Origin of the sequence: Microbacterium sp. CGR2 (genome assembly GCF_003626735.1) — a bacterium.
Lineage (GTDB): Bacteria > Actinomycetota > Actinomycetes > Actinomycetales > Microbacteriaceae > Microbacterium.
This window is the reverse complement of sequence record NZ_RBHX01000001.1, coordinates 3406760-3430460: the sequence shown is the minus strand read 5'-3', so window position 1 is coordinate 3430460 and position 23701 is coordinate 3406760. Positions and strand designations below refer to the sequence as shown.

The window sequence follows — 23701 nt, the reverse complement described above, 5'->3', positions numbered from 1 at the left end:
TTTCACGGCTCGCCATCCACCGCGGCGCCGAGGGGCCCAGTACTGCCCGTTTGATCGCACGATCACGTTCTCCGACGGATCGATGGGAAACGAGGGATTTGGGGATTCATCACGTTGGAGTGTCATGTCGTGATTCCTTTCGACAGGTTGAGGGGCCATCTGCCGGTGGGCGGTTCGTTCGCGCGAAGGTCTTTTTATGAACCCGCCCACATTGGCGAAAGGCGGATGCCGTGGCTCCGCCGCTGGAGGCGTCGAAACGTGGCACCCGACGTAGTGATGGGCCGCTGCCTCAGGGCACGTACACGTCGTTGTCGATGCCGAGTTGGAACAGCTCGCCGGCCCAGAGCAGCTGCGTGATGCCGATGCCGATGACAGATGCGATGACGACGGCGCCCATCGCAAGAGCGATGCCGCGACCTCGATAGCCCTTCCATCCGAGGACGAAGAGCGTGACCAACCCGACGATGTGGGCGAGAACCAGCGGTACACCACCCCAGACTTCCGCGAAACCCGCCATCGTGGTCTGGGCCGAGAGTGCCTTGCTCTGTTCGGATTGAGCCTCGAATTGCGCGAGTGCGTACCAGTTCCACGCTACGGCAGCCGCAGGGATACCGAAGGCTGCGATCACCCAGAACGCGGTTCGGGTGCCACGCAAGCGGACATCTCTCGCGGGCAGTGGCTGGAGGGTCACGCCGTCAGCCTAATGGGGGCCGTCAGCAACGCCAGAGTATCTGTGCCTGGCGCAAGCTTGTCGACGCTCCGATGATGCCGTTCCTCAGCAGAGGTCGGACTACTCATCGAAGCGAGCACCAGCGGGGCGGGCGCTCAGCAGAGTGAAGACGAAGAGCACGATGGTGTCTGGTGAGAAAAATCATCCCTTCGATGCGAAAATCACGATCGACACCCACCCGAGGCAGACCGCAAGGAGCGCAGAACTCGTGAGGACGTGCTGCATCGCGTTCATCCGGCGACGACGGACGAACGCCAGCCCGAGCGCGAGCGCAGCAATGCCGGTTCCGGCGAACGCGGCGATCGTCGTGGGCCACCCTGTCTGTGTCGACACAGTCCCTCCGCCCTGCGCGTCGTACACGCATGAACGACCAGCGGGGAGAGCGGTCCGATCCGATTCGAAGGCGGAAGCATCCTCTGTCACAACGGCGGAGGGCGGCGAATTCTGGAAGCATTGCCCCTCGATCTCCCGGGCATCCGCGTATGCGGAGGCCATCGCGAACCACACCGATAGAGCGGCAACGGCGCACGCCGCAACGATCACCCACCCCGCCTGCACACCACTCTGATCACCAGACTCGCGCATCACTCACCGAACCCCTCCGTACCGTGGCTGCCTAGCCTGGCATCCACCACCTGGGAACGCCGTGATTGATGACGCTCCTACGGTCAGATTCTGGCGACTCGTTCCGCTTCCTTCTCCGCGACGATCTTTCGGAGGCCCGAGCTGGAGAAACGGTGGTCCCTGCCGTTGAAGTACAACTCGATGCCACTCGCCTCACAGTATTCGCGCCCGGTGAAGCCACGGTCCGCATATTCGTCGCCCACGATGCGCACGTCGAGTTTAAACGATCGGAGGATGTCCTCGAGGTCCTGCTCGGTCGAGTACGGCACGATCTCGTCCACGTACCGGCAGCCGCGGAGCTGGATGTACCGCTCAACTACAGCCTGCGTCGGCGCGTTCTTCTCGGGACGATCCAGAGTCGGATCCATCTGCAACCCACAGATGAGGTAGTCGCACTGACGCTTCGCTTCGGCGAGCATCATGATGTGCCCTGCGTGCAGCAGATCAAACGTGGAGAACGTGATTCCGACCCGCGGCCCGGGATTGTAATCTCGCCGTTGAATGGTGGGCTCTGCCGTCATTGCGTCTCCCTCGGAGTGAAAGTACCCGTACGACTCTACTGATCTCGCCAGCGCGCTCAGGTGTCGTCGCTCCACGTCGACACGGCTCAATCCCCTTCGTTCCGAACTGCGTCATCGCATCATCGCTCGCGATACCGCCGGCGCAGTCGCGGTAGCGGCATCCGGCGCGATGGTAGTCGCCGAATCGCAGCGGCTCCACTACTTCGACAGTCCGGGACAGCTCTACCGAGGGGAGCCGGAGAAGCCGCGAAGCGCAGCGCTACACGAACACCGCAACCCATGCGAGCAGCGTCAACGCCGCGGGGACGAGCGCGACGAGAATGTTGCGCGGTCGCCGCCGTCGAATCGCGAGCACGGTCACCCAGGCAACGATGAGGGTTGCGACACACGCGATCATCGTTATGACCCATCCGGTCTGATAGGTCAGTGGCTCGCCCGAAATGCTTTCCAACTCGCAGTACCTGCCGGCAGGGAAGGCTGTCTTGTGTCCTTCGACGAGCGACACCTCTCCTTGAACCGCGGCGTCTGGTGGGACGGGTCCCATGATGCACGCGTACTCGGCGTTGCCCGCGACGCTGAAGTACTGGAAGACGGGCATCGCCAGCACGTGTAGCACGGCAAGGCAGGCGAAGACGAAGTACACGAGCGAGCTCCCGGTCGTTACGATCCGGGAGCTCCGCTCGGCTTGCTGGTCAGTCATGGTGCCCGAGGCTACCCGCCGCTCCTCGAACCCGGCTGAAGGCTGTCTCGAATCGCTGGCCTGAAACGCTACGGTGTGCCAGCACCCGCGGCACCCGCGGCACCCGCGGCACCCGCGGCATGCGCGATACCGGCCACCGGTCCGTCGTCTGCCGTAAACGATCGTTTACGGTTGGTTCGCGCGCGAGCTTCGAAGAACTCGCCGTAGACACCCGCCCTGACCAGTGCCTGTTGTCCTGGGGTGGAGCAGGAGAATTCGTACCCGTCGATTGGCTGGCCCCCGAGGGGCGAACGCCCGCTGCTGCCGTCTGTTCACAGTATGTCGCTGAGGGGACGCGTGGTGCTGGTCGTCCTCGTTATCGGTGCGGGGATAGCGGTACGGTTCGCCCGCCGCGGACGGGGAGGGAGCTGAGCCACGGACTTAGTTGGCTTGCTGGGCCGTTATCGCACCCATCAACTGGCGGTTTCGGGGCTCCGTCATCGGCAGGGGAGTCCTCCCTGGACGTGGCGATCCTGGAGTACAAAGCGTGCGCTCTTGCCTGTCCTAGCTGGTGGGGCCGAGTGCATTCAGCATGGTGGAGGCGGTTCGCGCCACGAGGGTGTTGTCGAAAGCCGCATCTGGGTCGTTTCGGGAGGTCAGCACGGTGAGAAGAATGGGAGCTTCTCCGGGTGGCGTGATCATGGCGATGTCGTTGCGGATGGGGCCGGCGCCACCGGATTTGTCTGCGACAACCCACCCGGCGGGCGCACCGGCTCTGATCAGGGGGTCTCCTGTGCGGTTGTCGCTCATCCAGTCGAGGAGTAGCGCGGTATCGGCTGCGGTGAGAGTGGAGCCGTCGAGGTACGCCTCGAAGGAGGCGGTGAATGCGGCCGCTGTGGTGGTGTCCTCGGTGCTGTCTGGTTCGATCGTGTTGAGCGTCGGTTCGTTGTTCACGACCTCCGTGGTGGTGTCTCCCAGATCCGTGAGGGCGTCGTCGAGGGCTTGGGGGCCACCGATCCGGTCGAAGACGAGGTTGAGAGCGGCGTTGTCGCTGAACCGGACGGCGGCTTCGGCAAGCTGCGCATAGGTCAGGCCTTCTTCGACGTGCTGGGAGGTCACCGGAGCGTTGCCTGAGGCGTCGGCCTCGTCTGCGGTCCAGTGGACGAGTTCGTCGCGGTCTGGCCCTTGCACTGTCCGGAGGAACTCTGCAGCGGCGAACGCCTTGATGGTCGACGCGAAGCCGAACCGTCGATTCTCGCCGTAGGAGACGGATTCCCCGGTGCCGGTGTTGACCGCGACGACGCCGATGGTTGCGTTGTACTCCTGTTCGAGCGCGACAAGCTCCTGCTCGGTGTCGGCGTGGAGTTCGGGGGAGGGCGTGGTGGTCGGCCGGGCCGGGCTGGGAGTGGTCGGTTCATCTGGGCTGTGGACGCAGCCGGTGAGTGCAGTCAGGGCGAAAAGTCCGGTGAGTCCGGCGGTAAGGAGGCGGCGCATGAGCCTTAGGCCTTTCCGAAGGTGCCCCGCGGGGCGAAAGCGAGGTCGGTGAAGCGGTTGCCGATGAGACGGTGTGTCTCGGCGTCCGGGTGGAGGGCGTCGGGGAGCGGGTGGGCTTCGGCGTCCGCTGCCCCGTAGAGCTCGAGCCCGTCGAGGTAGTGGAGGTTCGGGTCTTCGGGGCGGGCCGCGACCACTTCTGCGAGGGCCTGGCGGATCACCTGCAGGGTCAATCGTCCCTGCGCGGTATCGCCGTGGGTACCGGTGGCGGTGAATTGAACCAGGTCCGTGCCGATCGAGGCGATGTCGACCGACCCAGGGCCGGGTGTCTCCTCGTGGATGCCGCAATGAAGCGGTGACATGAGGAGAAGTGGTGTCGCCGGGTGCCCATCGCGGATGGTGTCGAGGAAACCGTGAACCGCGGGCACGAAGCTGCGCAGCCGCATGGCGTCGAGGTTGACGACGTTGATCCCCAGTTTGACGCTGATGATGTCCGCGGGAGTGTCTCGGATGACCCGGGCGAGGAACGGATCGACGAGGGCGCTGCCGCCAAACCCGAGGTTGCGTAGCCGAACTCCAGAGCGGCGGGCCGCGATGGCCGGCCAGATACCCGTCGGATGCGTGGCGTTGGACCCCTGACTGATCGAGCTGCCGTGGTGCACCCAGAGGAGACCGGTCTTCGGAGCGGGCTCGACAGGCGCATCGGCACGAAGCTGCACCAGGTCCACGGCTTCGTTATGCGGGAGCCAGAACTCCACTGTCTTCCGGCCCGCAGGCATTCCCTCGAGGACGACCGTTTCGGCGCTTCCCGCGGTGGCTGAGCTGCCACCGGTGGCCACGTCGAGCTCCACCGCGTCGCCTTCGGTGAGTGAGTAGGTCTGCTCGTGGACGCCGTCGACCACCACATCGATCGCGCCTCGTGGCCTTGGAATCATCCGGTATCCCACTCGGGTGGCGTGTACTTCGAGTTCGATCCGGCGCGCTTCGGTCACGACAGCGACACGTGCACCGGAAGGCTGGGCCTCCATCAGACTCAACTGGGGATCCGCATCCAGGTCACGGATGTGTGGTGGAAGCCGGTGCGGCCGCATTCCACGGTCCACGGGTTCGAGGTCTGCTATGCCGTCGAGGAACTCGGCATTCAGCGTGGTTGTGATCATGTGATTCCGTAGGTTGTCGGTGTGCGGGTGTCAGTGTGCGGGTCGCGACGAGGGAATACAGCCTTGGCGACAGCCTGAAGTTTCCCGGTACGGACCCGCGATGGTCACGAGCGGCCGGGTTCTTCGTCGAGTCGTTGCCAGATCTGTCCGCAGAGCAGTCCGATAGATCCGGCGACGGCCGAGATGACGATGGCCATGCTGAGCGAGCTGGCCGGGAACGCCCCCGCGAGAATGAACAGCGACACCATGAACGCGATCCCGTTCAGAATCAGGGAGAACTTGTTGGACCAGCGGCGCCACCGTCGTGCACGCGCCGTCGTCTCATCGTTGGCGATTCGTCGGTCCAAGAAGAGAGCGATGAGCAACAGCGGAACGACCTGCACCGCGGCTTCGTAGAGGAGGGCGTTCACGCCGAGGGCCATCCGGTCGTGACGGCATGGGCGGCTAGCCGGAGCGTCTCTGCCTCAGTCTCTACCCGCACGACGGCAGATGGCAGGGCGCGCTCGGTCATGATGCCGGTGATCACCGTCGCGAGGAACTGCGCCCGCTGCTCGATCGACCCCGCGGGGATCCCGCCTTCGTCCACCAATTTTTCCAGCCACTGCTCGATGCGGTGGCGACCCATCCGCTCGAGCGCGAGATAGGTGGCAGCTTCTTCCTCGGGCGGGGTGGACGCCACGTACGCGTGGTAGAGGTCGCCCCATTGCTGTCGCGCACGATCGCCCACACCCGCCTGTGCCAGGAGCAGCTGCAGACAGGCGATCAGCCGCTCGGCCGGCGGGAGCGAAACCTCCGCGATGGGATCGTCCGGGATCTGCAGGTCATACATCGCGGCGACGACGGTGTCGATCAGATCGCGTTGCGTGGGGAAGAAGTGCCTGAGCGACCCTGTGCTCACGTGAGCTCGGGCAGCCACGGCCCGGACGCTCAAACGTGCGGTCGGGTTCTCTCCGAGCATTGTTGCCGCTGCGATCAAGATCTTGTCGCGCGTCCCTGGTTCCTTTGCCTCAACGTCCATGTCTGCTCCTCTCATGACGTCGCACTATCACGGTGTGCTATCTTAGTCCACGACCGACTATCACACCGTGCTATTAAATTGGAGCCGTCTCGATGGGGATCAGACAATGGCGACACCGCCGTGTGCGAGCCGGCTCAGGGGAGCCGCTGCGCCGGTACCGGTGGTGGCAGCTGTTTGGCAGATCGCTCCGCTCCATTTCATTGCCAGCACCGGACGGAACGACCTCCACGTACACAGTTGATGTCCGCCATGCCGGCGACATGACCGACGGTGAGATCCGCGCCCGGCTATATGTCGATGGGGCTTTGCGGTCGTTCGCGAAAATGCCCACGAGGTTCGATGTGCCCGGCGGGCACATCGAGGTCGCCATCACGGGCTTCGGGCTCAAGCGCTGCCACTACGTGCGCGCCAACGGCACAGAGCAACCCCTGACACCCGATCCCGCATCTGCAGAAGGCCGTCGCGCCCGCCTGCACCAACGACACCCCGGGGTGAGTCACGTCATCGGACTCGTCTCCATCGCCTTCGTTGTCGTCGGCCTGTGCGTGGAGGTGCCGCAGATCATCCAGGCCCTTTCTCAGATCCCGCCGATCGCCGACTCGATCGGTACCTTCACCTCGCCCTTCCAGTTTCCTCTCCACATCAATCTCCTGATCGGTCTCGCTGCCGTGATCGGCAGCACGGAGCGCGCGCTACGGATGCGGTCGAGCTGGATCGATGAGCTCGCCAGCTAGAACCTCCACGAAAGCACCCGACAGGCAGAACAGCCCTCAGAACTGACTCCTCGATAGTTGTAGCGGACGCTGCGGCCCCGGAAAGGAAAACATGACCACGCACACTCGATCCGACCGCAAAAAGCTCGCCGAGACGATACGAGAGGCCATCGACGGGCAGGTCATCCAGGCCGGCGACGAAGCGTTCCCAGGTGCGACGGGTCTGTGGAGCGACCAGTCGACATCGCGCCCTGCGATTGTCGCTCGCGTCGCCACTGCAGTCGATGTCCAGCGCGTGCTGCGGGAGACGCCGCCCGACGTGCCCGTCACGGTTCGAGGCCAAGGGCACGACTGGGCCGGGAGAGCGCACGCCCAGGATGGAGTCACCATCGACCTCTCGCAGATGCGCGGCGTCGAGATCGACCGCCAGGCCCGTACGGCTCGGGTGCAAGGTGGTGCGCGATTGGAGGATCTGGTCGATGCAGCCGCAGAGCACGGCCTCGCTGCAGCGGTGGGGACCGTCAATGAGGTCGGTGCCGTCGGGCTCACCCTTGGTGGCGGCTACGGCCCGTACCTCGGCACCCGGGGCCTCGCCGCCGACAACATCGTCTCGGCCGAAATCGTGCTCGCCGACGGATCGATCGTCGTCGCTTCTGACGATGAGAACCCCTCGCTTCTCTGGGCGCTTCGTGGGGGAGGCGGCAACTTCGGTGTCGTGACGACACTCGAGATCACGCTCACCGAACTCCCCGTCGTCCTCGCCGGCCCCATCGCATTCAGCACGGAAGAGATCCGGCCGGTCCTGACCGCCCTGAACGACCTCTACCCGGCCGTCCCGGACGAACTCTCCATCGCCCCCGCGATCACCAGCGGCCCGGACGGCAACCCGATGCTCCTCGTGTCCGTCAACTGGCAGGGTGACGCGACCGAGGGTACGCAGTGGGTGCAGGAGATCGAACAGATCGGGATGCCACTCATGTCCGAGGTCCACCCCGTCACGCCCGCCCAAGCCCTTCACTCACTGGATGGCATGTTCCCGGCGGGGCGACAGTACACCCTGCGAACCATCTCGCTGTCGAGCTTGAATCCCGCAGTCGTTGAAGCTCTCGCAGAGGGCGAACGGCGCCGCATCTCGCCACTCACCGCGGTGAACATCCACCACTTCCACGGGGCTGCCACTCGCCCCGACGCCGCTCACTCTCCATGGGCGCTCAGGGAGCCGCACTTCATGGTGGAGCTCATCGCCACAACCCCGGACGCGGAAGGACATGATGCGGAGGTCGCCTGGGCCGAGCGGCTGCTCAGCGAGCTGCAGGCGCACGGACTGCCGGCCGCCTACCCGAATCTGTTGCCACCAGCAGACATCACGCGTGCTGGGGCGGCGTTCGGCGATAACCTCGCCCGCCTGCACGCCGTGAAGGGGGATGTGGATCCATCCGGACGCTTCTCCGCAGTCTCCATCGGCCTGCCCGACCACTGACAACGCCACGACGCTGACCGCGTCCAGAAGCTCGATACCTACATCGAACGCGAACAACCCCTCAGGAGAATCACCCATGCCCAACAACGTCCGACGTCCTCGAGCAATAGGCCAACCGTTCCGCATCATCGGCGCTAACCGTCGCCTCTATCTCCTGCTCAACCTCGCGACCTACGGCATCGGCCTGATTGGATTCGCCGTCGGACTGATATTCCCCGAGCTGGTCCAGGCCCGCGCGGCGTCGATGGAGGAGGACGGCACCGCCGATCTGGTCTTGTCGATCTTCAGCCAGCCGTGGCTCTTCGCTCTCGTGATCCTCGGCGTGAACGTCTTCCAGCTGAGCGCGCTCACCATAGTGCTGCCCTCGCTGATCGTGCCCTTCGCGGGCGTCGCGGCCTTCGGCGTCTGGGTGGCCGTGACCGGCGTCTCGCTCGCCCCCACGAGCGAGACCGGATGGGTCGCGTTGATCCCGCACTCGCTCACGGTGATCATCGAGTTCCAGGCATACATCCTGCTCGCGCTAGGTGCCTTCCTGCTCGGCAAATACTGGTTGTTCCCCCGCACGGTCGGTGCCAAGAACCGCCGCCAGGGATATGTGCGCGGCCTCCAGACAATCGGATGGCTGGCGCTGCCCGCTTTCGCCCTGCTCATCATCGGAGCCATCTGGGAGGCATTCTCACTGGTCTACATGGTGGGCCCGCTGAGCCAGCTGCTGCTGTAGCGCCGGAGGCATATCGGTACTCGCCGACCGACGACCGACTCGTTGAAGGGGACTGCGCGAACAGCTCCTTACCCCACGGGCTCCCTGTCGCAGCATGACGTTCTTCGGCGGTGTTCTGCAATCATTGGGGGCGCGATGTGGTCGAACGCGCCGGTGGCGTGGGCGTCGGTGAAACTTGGGCGCCGTGCAGTACCTCACCGATGCGCCGCTGATGTGGGCAGCGCACAACTGGCCGAGGTCGAACGCGTTCGCGAGCGCCTCGATGGAGCGAATGCCGGACCCGGGGCGAACCCGAGGACCGAACGAGTGGGGGAGGGCGGCGAATGCTGATCGGAGAGATCGCGGCGATCGCGCAGGTGTCGCCGAGGGCGATCCGTCACTATCACCGCGAGGGAGTCTTGCCGGAGCCTGCCCGCGCTCCCAACGGGTATCGACTGTATTCGGTGACGGACCTGACTCGGCTGCTGAGGATCCGCCGTTTAGTCGCTCTCGGGCTTCCTCTGCACCGGATCGGCGAGATGTTGATCGAAGAGCGCGACGATGTCGTGGTTGATGAACTCGCTGCGCTCGAATCGAGTCTCCTCGAACAAATAGATCGAATGCAGGCGCAGCTCGCCGCTGTGCGGGCGGCGCGTTCGTCCTCCTCACCGGAAGTGATCGCCCTATACGACAGCGATCAGGATGCGCTTCGCGAACTATGGTCGCTCCCTGACGTCCGCAGGATCGAACGAGATATGACCCTGCTTCTGATGTCGGCTGGAACCGAGCGCCTCCGCGAGTCGCTCAGAGCAGGCCTCAGCGATTCCGCGGGCATGGTGCAGTTCGGAGACCTGAGCAGACAGCTGCGAGCGATGGATGAAACCTCCTCTCAGGCGGAAAGAGATGCGGCGATCGCGGCGCTCAGCGGTGTGCTCGCACAGTGGACAGACTTGCCCGTGCAACCCCGGCTCGCAGCCTTGGTGAACGACTACCTCGAGCAGGCGTTCACCCCGCCACAGCTCGACATCATCTCGAGGGCCACGGCGAAAGCGGAACAAGGTACCGCAGGGCAGATTTGACCTTGTCGCGGCGACAACGTCGACACTCGGGTCATGAGACTCACGATCGCCTATCTCGCCTCGTACGTGCTGTCCGCGTTGGGCAACTCGATCGCCACCGTTGCCCTGCCCTTGATCATTCTCCAGGCCACGGGGAGCGCGCTTGGCGCAGGTACGGTCGCCGCCGCGACCGTACTCCCCGCGCTTGCCGGTGGGATCCTCATGGGGGTGGTGATCGATCGGGTCAACCGTCGTACCTCGTCGATCATCACGGACATGATCTCGGGCCTTGCGGTCGCGGCCCTTCCACTCATCGACCTCATCACGGATCTGAATGTCGGCTGGTTCATCCTCTTCGGCGCGGTCGGCGCCCTCGGCGACATCCCCGGAATCACGGCTCGAGAAACCCTCCTACCCGCCATCGTGCGGACAAGCCCGTTGTCATCGGAACGACTCATCGGCCTGCGCGAAAGCCTCGGAGCCGCGGCGATCGTCATTGGCCCTGCGGCTGCCGGACTCCTCGTCGGAGTCCTCGGCGGCAGCACTGTCCTCTGGGTCACGGCAGGGCTCTCCTTTGCCGCAGCCGCGGTGACGCTCCTGATCCCGCACCGGGCCGGCGCCACTCCGCACGAGGTCATCCCGACGCGCAGGAACGTGTTCACCGAGTTCCGGGAAGGGTTCAATGCGCTCTTCGGCAGACCATTCCTGGTGATGCTGCTGATGATGACATTCGTCGCCGGAATGGTCACCAGCTCTTTCCAGGGCCTGATCCTCCCGGTGTACTTCACTCGGATCGAGGCGCCAGCTCTTCTCGGACTTGTCCTGAGCGCGCTTGCGCTCGGGTTGCTCCTAGGGAGCGTGATCTATGCCGTGCTTGCGAAGCCCGGTCGTGGACGGCGAGCCTGGCTCGGGGGCGGTCTTAGCGGTGCCGCAATCGGGATTGGAATGATGGCGACGCTCGCGAACATACCGATCGTCCTGGTCGGCGCGTTCGTCACCGGCATGGCCTCAGGACTGTTCACAAGCCTCGCAGGCGTCCTCATGCTCGAACGAATCCCCGATCCTGTGCGCGGGCGGGTCATGAGCGTTCAAAACGCCGCCGTCACTATCGCCCCCTCAATCGGCATCGTCATCGCGTCGGTCTTGACGGAGGTTGTGAGTTTGCAGATCGCCGCGGTGGTAGCGGCCGCGGCGTGGGCAGTCATGGTCATCAGCGTGCTCGTGGCCAAACCGATGAAGGACCTCGCACCCTCCGCGCTCGAATAAGAGCTCACCGACGAGCTAGCGCAGACTCGAGGCATGAGTCATGGGCGCCCGCGCGGTGTGACCGCCACTCTAGCGGTTGCCTCGGTCTCCCATCACGCTATTACGGTGTGCTAGCGTTCTAACTAACACACTGTAATAGTCGACGAAAACGGAGAGAGACGCATGGCGTTCGAGAGCCCGCAGGCGGTCGAGCCTATCTCGCAGATCCCTCCGATCGCCGAGACGATCGGCACGTTTGAGTCGCTCATTTGACTGCCGAACTGACTGAACCTGATGCCCGGCCGCGACACTGGCGACCATGGCACGCGCGCTACGCATGCACTACCACGGACTCCTCGGCACGAAACACGGAACTGACCAACTCACCACTGACGAAGGACACCATGACTACCATCCCGCCGAACTGGCTGCTCGAGCGCGCACTCCCGAAGCGTGCCCCTTCCGTACCTCCTGGAGTTGAGTACCATCGCGTGCTGGCCGGCGAGAAGCGTCGCATCGGTCGCGGCGTCCTCGCCATCGTCATGCTCCTCGCCGGGCTCGTCATCTTCCCGACCGGACTCGGAGCGCTGACCGGTCTCATTGACCTGCAGAACGGCCACACGACCCCGTTGTTCCAGGGCACCGACTACACACCGCTCTACCACGCGTCCTCGATGCTGTCGCTGTTCCTGCTGATGCCGTGGAGCATGCTCATCCAGCGGTGGCTGTACGGGGTTCCCGGAGCGTCGATGCACTCGGTGATCTCCCGCTTCCGCTTCGACCTGCTCGGCAAGAGCCTGCTCGTGTTCGGTCCCTTCTGGATTCTCGCCAATGCGGTGGGTTATTTCGCGCCCTCTGTCGAGGTGCCGTGGACGCAGTTCGACCTTGTGGCTATCTTTATCGGCACCCTGCTGCTCACCCCTCTGCAGACGACCGGTGAGGAGTACGGGGTGCGAGGGCTGCTGTTCCGAGTCCTCGGGAGCTGGACGCGCAGCCGCAAGGCGGGCCTGGTCTTCGGCATCATTGGCTCGAGCGTGATCTTTACCGCGGTCCACATGTCGACCGACATTTACATCAACATCTGGTATTTCGTGCTGTGGTCATGCCTCGCCGTCATCACCTGGCGCACCGGCGGCGTCGAGATCGCGGTTGTGCTCCACGCCGTGCTGAACACGTTCTCGCTCGTCTCGGGACCGCTCTTCCGCATTGACCTCGGTGGCGCGCTGAGCGACCGCTCCGCCGGCGTCGGATCCGTCACCCAGCTCATCCCGACGGCGGCTGTCGTCCTCATCACCCTGGTCATCCTGTGGTGGACTCGGAAGGCCGGCCCAGCCCTCACCCCGACCGCACCCAGCGACACCGCTGATGCCATCGCGGGCGAGAAGTAGAAGCATGGACCGCGACCAGCGCATTACCCTCACGAACGATTACGCTGCCGCCTCGACCCTGCGGCCGTTGGGGGCGTTCGAGAACATCATCGACCTCTATATCAGCCGCAACCCCGTGCAGTTCTCGATCGTGATCGAGCTCACCTCGCCGATCACCGAGGAAGAGCTGACCGGGACGCTTGCGGCTCTGCAGCGGACGCATCCCTTGCTCGCCAGCAGCATCGATCGCACCGGCGAGCAGGCAGTGTTCCGCCCGACGTCTGAGCCCATTCCGCTCAGAGTCTCCAGCGGCCACGACTGGGTGGTCGAGGCGTCCGCGGAGCAGGCCGCACCCATCGACCCAGACCTGGGCCCGCTGGCGAGAGCGACGCTCGTCGACACAATGAGTGGCTTCGTCGTCATCCTTACCTTCTCTCACCAGATTGCGGACGGTCGAGGGGCACTGCGGGCAGTGACGGACCTTCTGGAGATCCTCGACGGGCGAACCCCGCCCGCTCAGCCGATCCCCGCCAGCCAAGAGCAGCTGCTGAGATCACTGCCCGACGGAGCTGCGGCCGCGACCCCGACGGCGTCGGCGGGACTCGAACGTCCAGCGGCCGTGGTGCGCGCGTTCGACGGCACTCCGCCGACCGTCGAGGTCGCCGCCCTGGACTGGTCCACAACCGAGCGACTCCGCGTGATCGCACGATCGCATGACGCGACCGTGCAAGGGGCGCTCTGTGCCGCGGCCGCCCAGGCGCTGAGCGCCCGCGGCATCACCGGACCCGTCCGGATCAATGCACCCATCGATCTGCGTTCGGCCGTCGGGCTTCCCGACGATGTCGCGAACCGGTTCACCGCGACCACCGTTGCCTTGGACGACCCGCAGGGTCGCGACTTCTGGCCTCTCGCGCAGGACGCGACGGCACAGCTTCGCACGGGTCGCGTCCAGGCACGCGCGGCCGCCCTCATGCTCGCCGCGCTGCAGCCAACCGACGCGATGGAAGCGGAAGCGGCCATGCTCGCGGCCACGGATGCCGACATCGAGATCACGAACCTCGGCATCTTCGCACCCCGCTCAGACGCTGCCGAAGCGGTATGGGGTCCGATGATGACGACCCAGGTGCAGGGCGAGTGCGTCCTCGGCGTCGTCACGCACGGCGGCGCGCTCCGGCTTACCCTCACCGGCCACGATGACATTGGCGGGCTTGCCGCTGACGTGGCAGCACGCCTGTCGAGGCAGGCAACCCAGCAATGCTGATCTGCCGCGCCGACTGGTCCCGCGCCCTGATCGACGGACCGCGCCACCCCCGAGACCTGCAGGAGAGACCATGACCATCGCACCCGACATCCTCGTCGCCGGCGCCACCGGTTCTACCGGCCGAGCCACCACCGATTCTCTGACGGCACGGGGCATCGCGTTCCGGTCCATGTCCCGAAGGCCCCCTTCCGTCGAGTTCGGCGTGCAGGTCCGACCTGGATGACGCCCGCAGTGTGCGTACGGCGCTCGAGGGAGTACGCGCCGCATATCTGGTGACGCCGTCGACCGAGCGCGCCGAAGCGCAACAGAAACAGTTCATCGATATCGCAATCGAGGCAGGCGTTAGCCACCTCGTTCTGCTGTCCCAACTGGGGTCCGCGATCGACTCACCAGTCCGCTTCCTGCGCTACCACGCAGCCGTCGAACAGCACGCCCTCGCATCAGGCATCGGAATCACCGCACTGCGACCAAATCTGTTCATGCAGGGAATGCTCGCCCTCGCGGGCATCGTGCAGGCGACAGGAACGCTTCCCGCGCCGATCGGCGAGGCGCGAGTAAGTCTCGTCGACGTGCGCGACATCGGCGACATCGCCGCACTTGCCCTCACCTCATCCCAGCCACTGGGAGCCGTGACCCTGACAGGGGGCGAAGCACTCACGCACACCGAGCTCGCCGCACACCTCTCATCCGCCATGGGACGCCACGTCCACTTCGAAGACGTCGCCCCGGAGCAATTCGGCAAGATGCTCTCCGGCGTGCTCCCGCCCTGGCAGGTCGAAGGACTACTCGAGGACTACGCGCACTACGCCCGCGGAGAAGCTGCCACGATCTCGACAGCCGTGCCCGACCTCATGAAACATCCGCCGCGCGAGTTCGAGAGCTTCGCCCGCGAACACGCCGCGTTGTTCCGAGGAAAGTGAACGGCATCGCCAGCCCCTCAGCCAGCGCGGGCGAGGCATATGTCGCCTCTCGCTCGTCACTCGAGCCACGTGCGTGATCACTGCCATCCTCGCAGGGGTGGCTACCGCCTCGGCAGCCGCGATCCCAACGGCTCGCCCAGAGCTTCGCCCTCGTCGCGGACCTCTGCGCTCGACGGTTGCTCCACAAACGATGGTGGTCTCAACCGGTCAACGCACCATTTTCGGGTCGAGCCGCAGTCTTCGTAGTGCTCGGTCGGTTGCGGAGCCGAGAGATGTCGCCGGACTCGAAGGCGGCCAGCAGGGCCGATCCCGATTGTCGCAGGCGCGCGCGTGTGAGCGCCGCAAGCCCGACCATTGACGCCGCCCCGATGGCAGCACCGAGCAGGGCGTGCGCCGGCCACGGCAGGCCCGAGCCGCTGAGGTTCAGCAGGAGCGGAGGCAGGATCGCGGTGGCGACGACGGCTGCGAAAACGGTGTACTGCGCGCCGGCGGGATTGCCCGTGCGGCTGGTGGATGACACGCGGTCGCGCGCGTCGGCGCCGATCGCCGGCATGAGCGCACCCAGCAGGGGCGCGAACGCGCACGCCGCCCCGATGGCAGCCAGGGTCATGCCGGTCGCGACCGCCGACAGGGGCGACTGGCTGACGAGGCAGAGCGCGACGGTCAGCGCGAGAGTCGGGATGCCGAACAGCAGCAGCCAGGAGAGCTGTCGGCCGCGCACGTCGGCGCGGATTGCTCCTGGCGTGGTGAGGAGCTGCCACAAGGCGGTGCCGTCGAGGGCGTAGGTGCTCACGGCCACCATCGCGCCGAGCACTGCAGCCATCACGCCGATGAAGGGCAGCGCCCACGACCAGCTGGTCGGTGCGACGAGGGCGATCATGAGTAGGGGGGTGATCCAGGCGTGGATCATGCCGAGGCGTCGGTGCGGGTCGCGGAACCAGGTCTTGAGCTCCCGCGCCACGACGGCCCGCGTGGGTCCACCCGATCGCGGAGTCCGTGCAGACGCTGCCGACCTGGCGGTGACATTGCTGAGCGTTCGCGCCGGCGCCTTGCGGAGCACTCGCGCGGTCAAGGCGATCCAGACGCCACGGAATGCGAAGGCCCCGACGAGGAGCCCGAGCAAGGGCGCGATCACATCGATCAGCGGGGCGGAGGAGATCATGGCCTGCGTCGCGGAGAGTCCCCAGCCGGCGGGAAGCGCGAGGAGCGCGTCCTCAATTCCAACGGGAAGCGCACCCGCCACCGACGGAGTGACGATGTCCGTGCCGCCGTCCCCGAGGTCGGGGAGCAGCAGTGCGGCGATCGGCACCCAGCCAGCGAAGGAGACCGCCAGAAGCGCCGACATCTGGACGGCTGCGACCCAGGTACCCGCAGTCGAGCGGAGCAGACCAGCGACCACGGCCGAGGCGCACCGGCCAAGCCAGAGCAGGAAGAGCAGCTGCAATGCTGCGGCCAGCGTCGCGACGGCGACAGCTGCCGGTCCGTGCGCGGCCGCCACGACGATGAGGCTGCTCAGCGCGACGGCGGTGATGACCGTCCCGACGCTGATCGCCTCGCTTGCGGAGAGCTCTCGGGCGATCGTGCTCGGGCGTCGGGGCAGCGTCCTGAACCACTGCGGATCGAGGGCTGGTGCGGATCCGGGAAGCAGGACGGGTCCGATCAGCCAGGTCAGGCCGAACAGCGAGATCCCCACGATCAGCCAGCTCGGATGCACCGTGCCCGAGACACCGAGGACTGCGAGCACGACCACGCCGGCTGCGGCGACCAGGCCGACGACGAGGCCGAAGCCTCGCTCGTCGTGCGGTCCGTGTCGGATGATCCGCCACCGCATCGACGCGAACGTCGCACTCATCCTCATGCCAGCCACCGGATCTCGCGCTGCACGGGTGCACCGACGAGGTCGACGAACGTGTCGTTGAGCGTGCGGCCCGCCCTGACGCCGTCGACCGTGCCCTCGGCGAGGATGCGTCCGTCCTTGATCAGCGCGACGCGCTCGCAGGTCCGCTCGACGACATCCATGAGGTGGCTCGACAGCAGCACCGTGCCACCCCCGGCGACGAACTGCTCGAGCAGCCCCTCGATGGCTCGAGCGGAGACGGGGTCGATGGCCTCGAACGGCTCGTCCAGCACGAGGACGCTGGGTCGGTGCAGCAATGCCACGGCGAGGCCGATCTTCTTCCGCATGCCGGTGGAGTAGTCCACGATCAGCGTCGAAGGGGCTCGATCGAGCTCGAGGACCTCGAGCAGGTCGGCCGCCCGCTCCGGCCAGTCGTCACCGATCCTCCGCAACCTGGCGGTGTACTCCAGCAGCTCCGCGCCCGTCAGCCGCTCGGGCAGAGAGAGGCCCTCCATCATGATCCCCAGCTCGCTGAGGACACGATCCCGGTCCGTGGCGGCATCGTGCCCCGCGACCTTGACGGATCCGGCGTCGGGGCTCAGCAGGCCGGCAATCATCGACAGCGTCGTCGACTTGCCGGCGCCGTTGGGGCCGACGATGCCGAAGAACGTGCCAGGAGGGACGGTCAGATCGATGCCGTCGACGGCGACGTGGTCGCCGAAGCGCTTGGAGAGCCCGCGCAGCTGGACTGCCGGGGTGATCTGCGTGGTCATGCGTGGACTCCTTGGAGGAAGAGGGTCGTGAGCTCGCGCGCGTAGGCGTCGATGTCGAAGTCGGGATCGGCGACGATCTTCAACGCAGCCCCATCGATGCAGCGGCGCAACGTGTAGGCCGTCAGGCGGGCATCGGCCGCGCGGAACTCGCCCGTGTTGAGCCCGTGTTCGAACAGCAGCGCGGTGCCGGCGATGATCGGCTCCTCCGCATCGGGGCTCGCGTGCAGCGCACCGTCCTTGCGCCGCAGATTCGGCATCACCTGCCCAAGGGCGGCCATCTCGCGCCGATGCGCGCCGATGAAGCGCAAGTTGCCCTCGATGTACGCCTGCAGCTTGGCCGTCGCAGTCGGCGCCTCATCGATGCCTTGCTGCATCGCCGCCGACCCTTCGGCGAGGATCGTGACCACCACCGTCTCGAGCACAGCCTCGAACAGGTCGTCACGACCAGCGAAGTGGTACGAGATCAAGCCACGACTGATGCCCGCCTCCGCAGCGATCGACGCCAGCGTCGTGCTGTGCCACCCATCGCGACCGAGGCAGTCGATCGCCGCATCGATGATCCGACGACGCCGGACCTCCTGCGTGACGGTCAATTCCCGCTCGACTCGCATCACACCTCCTGGCATCACAGCCAATATTTTGGCATTGGTGCCAAGGTATCATCACGGTCGACCGGCGCAACGCCCGTTCCGCAACCGTGCCGTCTCGCATCACATGGGATATGAGACGTCTCACAGTCGGCGCCAAGCTGCCGCCGGCTGAGGCCGCCCTGTATGGCCCGGCGAGTCTCGCAACTATGTCTCGCAACCACCTGCTTGAAGGCGGGCACTGATCGTTGGTTTCGAGACACCGGAGCGGTTCATGGGCAAGTTGATCGGCTACGCACGTGTCTCGACGCGTCAGCAGTCCACGGATCATCAGCAGGCGGACCTGCTCGCTGCCGGCGTGCGGCGTGATGATCTGTACGTCGATCACGGCGTGTCCGGGGCTCCGAGGTGAGTGCGTGAACACTAGTCAAATGACGAAAGCGACCCAGGCAGCCCAGACGACATGGCTCATAATCGCGAGCCTCCTCAGTCAATTGGCGGTCTGGGTCGCTTTCGTGTCTCAGTACGGCGACTCTCGCGAGATCGACGGCGCATGCTTCCGCAGCGCCCCGGACACCGCCGTCTTCATCGGCGAGTACCCCCAGGTAGTAGCTGACGTGACGTTCATGCCAATCGGACGGGCATGCATCTACGAAGCAACAACCGGCGGGACCATCACCGTCCAGACAGGTGAGGCCGTCATCGCTCTTGCGGTCATCGGTACAGCAGTGTGTCTTGTTGCCGCCATCACCGCATGGTCACGGTGGAAGCGCCTCACCCCGATGCAGCGCCTGCTGCCTGGTGTAGCGCTGTTCTTCCTTGCCCTGGGGTGGCTTACGATCTGGCTCCACGCCGCAGGGCGCTGAGCGAGAGCAGCTCGGCGGACGAGTTGCGGCACCGAAGGCGCTAGATTTTGGCTCCATCCCATTGGCCCCCGGCGACGCTTCCTGCAAGTGAATCCCGATCGAGGGACCAACATCAACGACGGCCGCCCACCGAACGATCGTCCTCGGCAACACTGACGGAGAAGCCTGGCGCGTGACAGCTGTCCGTATAGGGATCACCCAACGGACACCAAAACTGTTCTGCCGAAAGGGGTCGGGGGGCGTCGGTTCTCGAAACTTGTCGCCTTCTCACGAAAGTTGCCGCTGTTCTCATGAAAGGTGGCGGATTCTCACGGATGTTGTCGCGGTTGTGGCGTGGCGTGGATGCGCGGGTGGGTGCATCCCCAGGATGCAAATCCGGTGTGATGACGGTGATGCGGCCGACATCTCGCTGCCGGTCGTAGCCTCGAGCGTTATGCCTGACGGTCGACCACGCTTGGTCGCCCCGGAGTCGTCAGTCGTGATCGGTGCCAGAGGGCGACGATGACCGCGCCTCCGATCGACAGAGCTGCGGCGGACAGAAAGAGCCAAGAGAGCCTTCCGCTGAGCGCGTCCGCGGCGGCAACCCCGTGTTCCTCGAGCGCGGCGGTTCGCAGGCCAGCGATCGTCCCGAGGACGAGTCCCAGAGCGCCGCCGAACTGCTGACTGGTGTTGATCAACCCGCCTGCCAGACCGGACTCGCCACCCTCCACGCCCGACACCCCGAGTTGCGTGGTGGCGATGAAGCCGCCACCGAGATCAACTCCGATCAGCACTGTCGGCCCGAGGATCTGCGTGAGGAAGACCGCGTCCGCAGGTGCCGCGCCAAGCCAACGATCGTTACTGTTTGGGTGCGAGGTCGCTTCCATTACGTACGCGCCCAACATCTGCACAACCCGCGTTGGGCTGATTGTTCTCCGGCGGATCCCTGAGACGATCAAGGAGTGAGCGAGGAGACGAAGACCCAGTGGACCAACCCTGAACCCCTGATTCATCACGCGATCGCGCTCTGGGCGGCGAGCTGCGCGGAGCGCACTCTGCCGATCTTCGAGGACCAACGCCCGGGTGATGACCGACCGCGTGCAGCGATCGCAGCACTACGTGCGTGGGAGCGCGGCGAACTTCCGATGACGACATGTCGCACCGCTGCGTTTGCCGCTCACGCGGCCGCGCGCGAAGCGAACGAAGCAGGAGCGAAGGCAGCCGTCGCTGCCGCTCGTGCCGCCGGCCAGGCGTGCGCGGTAGCCCACATGTTCGACCACTCGCCACACGCTGCGACCTACGCCGCGAAAGCCGCTGGCCTCTACGGCAAAGGCAAAATCGATCAAGATGCTGAACGCGAGTGGCAGTGGGAGAGCCTGGCTCCAGAACTGCGCCCCATCGGCTTCCCGAAGGGGCGTTAGTCGCCGCGGTCAGCCCAGCCGGAAACGATCGTTTTCGGTAGTTGCTCTCGACGTGGCTGGGAGGCCCTGCCGTAAACGGTGACCGGTTCTCGGCCCGACCAGCACCCGTCTGAATCGGCAGGGGGTTTCGGCGGATTGTCGATCGGAGCCAACACAAGCGAAGATCAGTCGCTTGCGCTCTCTGGCCCTTCGGCGGTGAACGCGCGCAAGGTCTTGTCGGATAGGACGACGATTGACGCCAGCACGGAGACGCCGCCGGCGAGGGCGATCATCGTTCCCGCGCCCATGGTGGCTGCGACGAGGCCGATCAGAGCGTTGATAACGAGCTGCGGAGCTTGCTGGACGATGATGAGCAGGCTTTGGAACCTCGACACCATCAGCGGGGGCGCGAGCATGATGTACGTCGGGAACAGGTGCGCCGTGAAGATCACGACGCCCGCGCCGACGAGCGTGGTGCTCGCCACTGCAAGCGCCCAGTGTGATGACATCGCCAGGAGTACGAGGCCGGCGCCGATGAGCAGCGGCCCGACTGTCATGGGGCGCCACACCTTTGAGGCAATGCCTCTCCAGGCGAACCATGCTCCACTGAGGATTCCGCCCGCGATCCAACCGGCCTCGATGAGACCGGCCTCCGACGCTGACCAGCCGCGCTCTCGGGCTGCGAGGGGTATGCCGAGCAGCACTGCCGGGATCACCGCTCCCGCGACGATCGCGACGCACAGCAGCAGTGCAGGAACGCCCTGCGTAGCGCGGGAGGTAGTCAATCCGCTGACGATGCGGCGGAACGTCACCGACTCGGATGCGGGTGGTTGCTCGAGCGGGGGGTGAATCAGGAGGAGGGTGACCAGCATCAGGACGCAGCCGGCGACGTCGAGCAGTGCGACCCCACTGAGGGCGACCATGCCGATGAGTAGGCCGCCCAGCGGAGGTGCGATGGTCCGGGCGATCTGGCTCGCCATGCCGACCCTCGCCATAGCTGCTCCGAGGGTCTTGTCCGCGACGAAGAGCCGTGGGAAGACACCCGCGGCCGGCCGATGGAAAGCGGACACGGTGCCGATCAGTACCGCCGTCAGCAAGAGCACCACGGGAGGCGTAGACCACAGGGCAACGGCGGCCGCGAGTCCGCCGCTGATGAGCAGCAAGGCCGCCGTGCAGATCACCATCACCCGTCGCGGCCCGAACCTGTCCGCAAGGGCTCCGCCCAGCAGCCCCAGAAGGACAGACGGAGCGATGCTCGCGGTGAGCACCGCAGCCGCAACGTGAGGGCTGTACCCCGATGCCACCCATGTCAAAGCGAACGCGAGGACACCTGAACCGAGCTCCGAACCGACCGACGCCCCGACCCAGGCGTTGAAACCTTTCGCCATTCTGGGTGCGGTCATGACCAGCAAGTGTTCCATAGCGAGCACGTCGAGCCAAGCAAGACCGTGCCCGAGGGGACGACTGTGGGAAACCCTCCAAAATACGATCGTTTCGGCGACAGCTCGGCCGTGAGCAGTCCAACGGTCCCGCAAACGTCCGCCGCTTCCGGGTTCGGCAGACCTTTTCGGTACGCCAGTGCCGCTAGGGCATGTCTGACAAAGGTTGGGGCTGCGGGCTGGATGTCTGAATGCTTGTCGCGCTTTCAGGTGCTCTTCGGATGCTCAGTGGTCGTTGACCGAGGGGATGCTGCCGCGCCCGACGGGTAGACCGGGTCGGAAGTTCTCGGATGCTCGGACGATGGTTGAAGGCATCCTCTACCGGTACCGAACGGTGATCGCCTGGCGTGACCTGCTCGAGGTGTTCGGGCCCTGGCAGACGGTGTGGACGTGGCATCCCCGGATGGCGACCGAGGGTTCCTGGGATCAGGTGCTAGCGAAGCTGACAGCCGCGGCTGATGTCGCCGAGCTGGTCGATTGGTTGTTGTCTGTGGACTCCACGATCGCCCGGGCGCATCAGCATGCGACGAACACGCCCCGCCTCACAGCGGGTTGGACCGAGTTGCAAGAATCTGCGGGAAGAGCCACCTGATCACGGCATCGGCCGCTCCAGAGGCGGCCTATCGACGAAGATCCATCAGCTCGTCGATGGCAAAGGGCTCCCGCTGGTCACGCCCATCACACCGAGGAAGGCCGGCGACTCGCCGATGTTCCTCCCGTTGATGGATCAGCTGCGCGTCGGGCGCGAGAAGGGTCGGCCGCGCACCCGAGCAGACGCAGCCCGCGGCGACAAGGCGGACTCGTCGCGGGAGATCCGCGGCCATCTCCGCTCCCGCGGCATCAAGGCTGGGATCCCCGAGCCCGACGATCAGAAGGGTCACCGCAGGCGCCGCGGCTCGCGCGGCGGCCGCCCGGTCAAGCTCGACGCCGCCGACTACAAGAACCGCAACGTGATCGAGCGCCAGTACTGCCACCTCAAGCAATGGCGGCCTTGCCGCTCGCTACGACAAACACGCCATCGTCTACCGCGCCGCCGTCACCCTCAACGCCACCATCGCCTGGACCAAGGCGCTAGCCTACACGCGCTCTAACTGGCCGCGATAAGAATTTCGGCCGAACCGTCCGGTCGGTGCACTTCGATATCCGTTGTGAATGCTCGGCTGAGTTCTCCAGAAGTGCTCGCTGACCAGACGCGTCCCCACGCCTCGACGATTCCCGCCGGCATCGGACCCGCAGCAGGGAACGCCACCCGACGCCCCTGGTCCAGTCCCACACTGGACGCTCCATCAGGAGCGTCTTCGTCGGAGTCAGCGCCGACTCCGACCAGAAGCGAGTAGGCGCCGGACTCGTCCGACTCGTAGTCGAAGTACACGCCGAAAAACTCAGTGCCAACACGTCCAACCCAACCCGACTCGGCGCCGTAAGTAGTCTGTACCACTTCACCAACAACAAAAGCAGGGGTCGGAGATTCGCTCATGACGTCATGCTATGCTCCGCCAACCCGCGATCTATTGTCAGGCACGCCCTAGGTTCGCAGCCCTGTCGACGATCGCGAGATCGCGGTGATCGCTACCCGCCGTTGCGCTAGCTGATCTCGTCTGTACCTTCCGGGAGCCCTTACTAGCCATCACGAGACGAGAAGCTGGTAAGGGCCCGCCGCGTGCCAGCGCTTTAAAGGCTGCGTCGACGTCTGGAGATGCGGTGATTTAGTTCGGTGCAGCTCGAGAGTCAGGCCGGGAACGGTCGGGTCTCAAGAGATCTTCCACGGCTTCACCGTGCTGCCTTTCTGTGGTGAGGACTCCGAGGCTGTAACAGGATTCGGTAATGCGCAGAACGCGAACGATCTGAGGTTG

25 protein-coding genes and 2 pseudogenes are annotated in these 23701 nt (G+C 65.4%); 13 read left to right on the top strand and 14 right to left on the bottom strand.

From position 1 onward, the window contains the following. Nucleotides 1-289 precede the first annotated feature (289 nt). The 8 genes from D7252_RS17225 to D7252_RS17190 form a co-directional block, all read right to left on the bottom strand. Entirely contained in the window at nucleotides 290-691 is a 402-nt protein-coding gene (locus tag D7252_RS17225; RefSeq protein ID WP_259461130.1) for a hypothetical protein, read from the bottom strand. Between the two features lie 180 nt (nucleotides 692-871). Beyond that, nucleotides 872-1063: an LPXTG cell wall anchor domain-containing protein gene (locus D7252_RS20145; protein WP_183055334.1), complete on the bottom strand. Its 192-nt coding sequence runs from the start codon at nucleotides 1061-1063 to the stop codon at nucleotides 872-874. 335 nt (nucleotides 1064-1398) lie between these two features. After that, nucleotides 1399-1875 (bottom strand): adenylyltransferase/cytidyltransferase family protein, encoded by a 477-nt coding sequence (locus D7252_RS17215; RefSeq protein ID WP_120776500.1) that lies wholly within the window; start codon nucleotides 1873-1875, stop codon nucleotides 1399-1401. Between the two features lie 259 nt (nucleotides 1876-2134). Continuing rightward, nucleotides 2135-2575 carry a hypothetical protein gene (locus D7252_RS17210; protein WP_120776499.1) on the bottom strand — a complete coding sequence of 147 codons (441 nt, stop codon included), beginning with the start codon at nucleotides 2573-2575 and terminating at the stop codon, nucleotides 2135-2137. A gap of 543 nt (nucleotides 2576-3118) precedes the next feature. Further along, on the bottom strand, nucleotides 3119-4048 hold the full coding sequence (gene bla / locus D7252_RS17205; protein ID WP_120776498.1) for a class A beta-lactamase: 930 nt from the start codon (nucleotides 4046-4048) through the stop codon (nucleotides 3119-3121). Between the two features lie 5 nt (nucleotides 4049-4053). Beyond that, nucleotides 4054-5205, bottom strand: coding sequence for a GDSL-type esterase/lipase family protein (locus D7252_RS17200; protein WP_120776497.1), 1152 nt, complete (start codon nucleotides 5203-5205; stop codon nucleotides 4054-4056). A gap of 104 nt (nucleotides 5206-5309) precedes the next feature. Next, nucleotides 5310-5615 (bottom strand): hypothetical protein, encoded by a 306-nt coding sequence (locus tag D7252_RS17195; RefSeq protein WP_147406763.1) that lies wholly within the window; start codon nucleotides 5613-5615, stop codon nucleotides 5310-5312. Then, nucleotides 5612-6223, bottom strand: coding sequence for a TetR/AcrR family transcriptional regulator (locus D7252_RS17190; protein ID WP_120776495.1), 612 nt, complete (start codon nucleotides 6221-6223; stop codon nucleotides 5612-5614). The genes D7252_RS17195 and D7252_RS17190 overlap by 4 nt, the downstream gene beginning before the upstream one ends. 260 nt (nucleotides 6224-6483) lie before the next feature. On the opposite strand from D7252_RS17190, the gene D7252_RS17185 reads away from it, so the two are divergent. The 9 genes from D7252_RS17185 to D7252_RS17150 all read left to right on the top strand — a co-directional run bounded on the left by D7252_RS17185 (nucleotide 6484) and on the right by D7252_RS17150 (nucleotide 14967). Continuing rightward, a complete protein-coding gene (locus D7252_RS17185; RefSeq protein WP_251050757.1) occupies nucleotides 6484-6957 on the top strand; it encodes a hypothetical protein in 474 nt (157 codons plus the stop codon). Between the two features lie 91 nt (nucleotides 6958-7048). Beyond that, the gene (locus D7252_RS17180; RefSeq protein ID WP_120776493.1) at nucleotides 7049-8416 is read left to right on the top strand and encodes an FAD-binding oxidoreductase; all 1368 of its coding nucleotides are present in this window, start codon (nucleotides 7049-7051) and stop codon (nucleotides 8414-8416) included. 76 nt (nucleotides 8417-8492) lie between these two features. Beyond that, entirely contained in the window at nucleotides 8493-9137 is a 645-nt protein-coding gene (locus tag D7252_RS17175; RefSeq protein ID WP_120776492.1) for a stage II sporulation protein M, read from the top strand. 323 nt (nucleotides 9138-9460) lie between these two features. Next, complete coding sequence (locus tag D7252_RS17170) at nucleotides 9461-10195, top strand: MerR family transcriptional regulator (protein WP_120776491.1); 735 nt, start codon at nucleotides 9461-9463, stop codon at nucleotides 10193-10195. Between the two features lie 33 nt (nucleotides 10196-10228). Beyond that, on the top strand, nucleotides 10229-11440 hold the full coding sequence (locus D7252_RS17165) for an MFS transporter (protein ID WP_120776490.1): 1212 nt from the start codon (nucleotides 10229-10231) through the stop codon (nucleotides 11438-11440). A gap of 383 nt (nucleotides 11441-11823) precedes the next feature. Continuing rightward, a complete protein-coding gene (locus D7252_RS17160; RefSeq protein ID WP_120776489.1) occupies nucleotides 11824-12807 on the top strand; it encodes a CPBP family intramembrane glutamic endopeptidase in 984 nt (327 codons plus the stop codon). A gap of 4 nt (nucleotides 12808-12811) precedes the next feature. Next, complete coding sequence (locus D7252_RS17155; RefSeq protein ID WP_120776488.1) at nucleotides 12812-14047, top strand: peptide synthetase; 1236 nt, start codon at nucleotides 12812-12814, stop codon at nucleotides 14045-14047. 70 nt (nucleotides 14048-14117) lie between these two features. Next, complete coding sequence (locus D7252_RS20260) at nucleotides 14118-14270, top strand: hypothetical protein (RefSeq protein WP_215110993.1); 153 nt, start codon at nucleotides 14118-14120, stop codon at nucleotides 14268-14270. A gap of 10 nt (nucleotides 14271-14280) precedes the next feature. Beyond that, complete coding sequence (locus D7252_RS17150; RefSeq protein ID WP_215110991.1) at nucleotides 14281-14967, top strand: NmrA family NAD(P)-binding protein; 687 nt, start codon at nucleotides 14281-14283, stop codon at nucleotides 14965-14967. A 199-nt stretch (nucleotides 14968-15166) separates the two neighbouring features. On the opposite strand, the gene D7252_RS17145 is transcribed toward D7252_RS17150, so the two are convergent. Genes D7252_RS17145 through D7252_RS17135 form a run of 3 tightly spaced genes read right to left on the bottom strand, consistent with a single transcriptional unit; the run spans nucleotide 15167 to nucleotide 18188 of the window. Then, the gene (locus D7252_RS17145; RefSeq protein WP_147406762.1) at nucleotides 15167-16825 is read right to left on the bottom strand and encodes a hypothetical protein; all 1659 of its coding nucleotides are present in this window, start codon (nucleotides 16823-16825) and stop codon (nucleotides 15167-15169) included. Continuing rightward, nucleotides 16822-17577, bottom strand: a complete 756-nt coding sequence (locus D7252_RS17140) for an ABC transporter ATP-binding protein (RefSeq protein ID WP_120776486.1) — start codon at nucleotides 17575-17577, stop codon at nucleotides 16822-16824. Before D7252_RS17140 ends, D7252_RS17145 begins: the two co-directional genes overlap by 4 nt. Next, nucleotides 17574-18188 carry a TetR/AcrR family transcriptional regulator gene (locus tag D7252_RS17135; RefSeq protein ID WP_183055333.1) on the bottom strand — a complete coding sequence of 205 codons (615 nt, stop codon included), beginning with the start codon at nucleotides 18186-18188 and terminating at the stop codon, nucleotides 17574-17576. The genes D7252_RS17140 and D7252_RS17135 overlap by 4 nt, the downstream gene beginning before the upstream one ends. A gap of 250 nt (nucleotides 18189-18438) precedes the next feature. Here D7252_RS17135 and D7252_RS17130 point away from each other — a divergent pair. Next, nucleotides 18439-18567: pseudogene (locus D7252_RS17130) on the top strand (recombinase family protein); the annotation flags it as partial. 28 nt (nucleotides 18568-18595) lie between these two features. Further along, the gene (locus D7252_RS17125; protein ID WP_120776484.1) at nucleotides 18596-19030 is read left to right on the top strand and encodes a hypothetical protein; all 435 of its coding nucleotides are present in this window, start codon (nucleotides 18596-18598) and stop codon (nucleotides 19028-19030) included. A gap of 431 nt (nucleotides 19031-19461) precedes the next feature. Here D7252_RS17125 and D7252_RS17120 read toward each other — a convergent pair whose 3' ends face one another. Beyond that, nucleotides 19462-19896, bottom strand: a complete 435-nt coding sequence (locus tag D7252_RS17120) for a hypothetical protein (protein ID WP_120776483.1) — start codon at nucleotides 19894-19896, stop codon at nucleotides 19462-19464. Between the two features lie 75 nt (nucleotides 19897-19971). Here D7252_RS17120 and D7252_RS17115 point away from each other — a divergent pair, with 75 nt between their 5' ends. After that, nucleotides 19972-20430 (top strand): putative immunity protein, encoded by a 459-nt coding sequence (locus D7252_RS17115; RefSeq protein WP_120776482.1) that lies wholly within the window; start codon nucleotides 19972-19974, stop codon nucleotides 20428-20430. Nucleotides 20431-20594: 164 nt separating this feature from the next. Here the strand turns inward: D7252_RS17115 and D7252_RS17110 are convergent, their stop codons facing one another. Continuing rightward, entirely contained in the window at nucleotides 20595-21812 is a 1218-nt protein-coding gene (locus tag D7252_RS17110) for an MFS transporter (protein ID WP_183055332.1), read from the bottom strand. A gap of 231 nt (nucleotides 21813-22043) precedes the next feature. Between D7252_RS17110 and D7252_RS17105 the strand changes: the two are divergent. Then, nucleotides 22044-22952, top strand: a pseudogene (locus tag D7252_RS17105) (IS5 family transposase). Here the strand turns inward: D7252_RS17105 and D7252_RS17100 are convergent. Then, on the bottom strand, nucleotides 22936-23325 hold the full coding sequence (locus tag D7252_RS17100) for a GyrI-like domain-containing protein (RefSeq protein ID WP_120776480.1): 390 nt from the start codon (nucleotides 23323-23325) through the stop codon (nucleotides 22936-22938). The pseudogene D7252_RS17105 and the gene D7252_RS17100 sit on opposite strands and share 17 nt — an antisense overlap. Nucleotides 23326-23701: the final 376 nt, after the last annotated feature.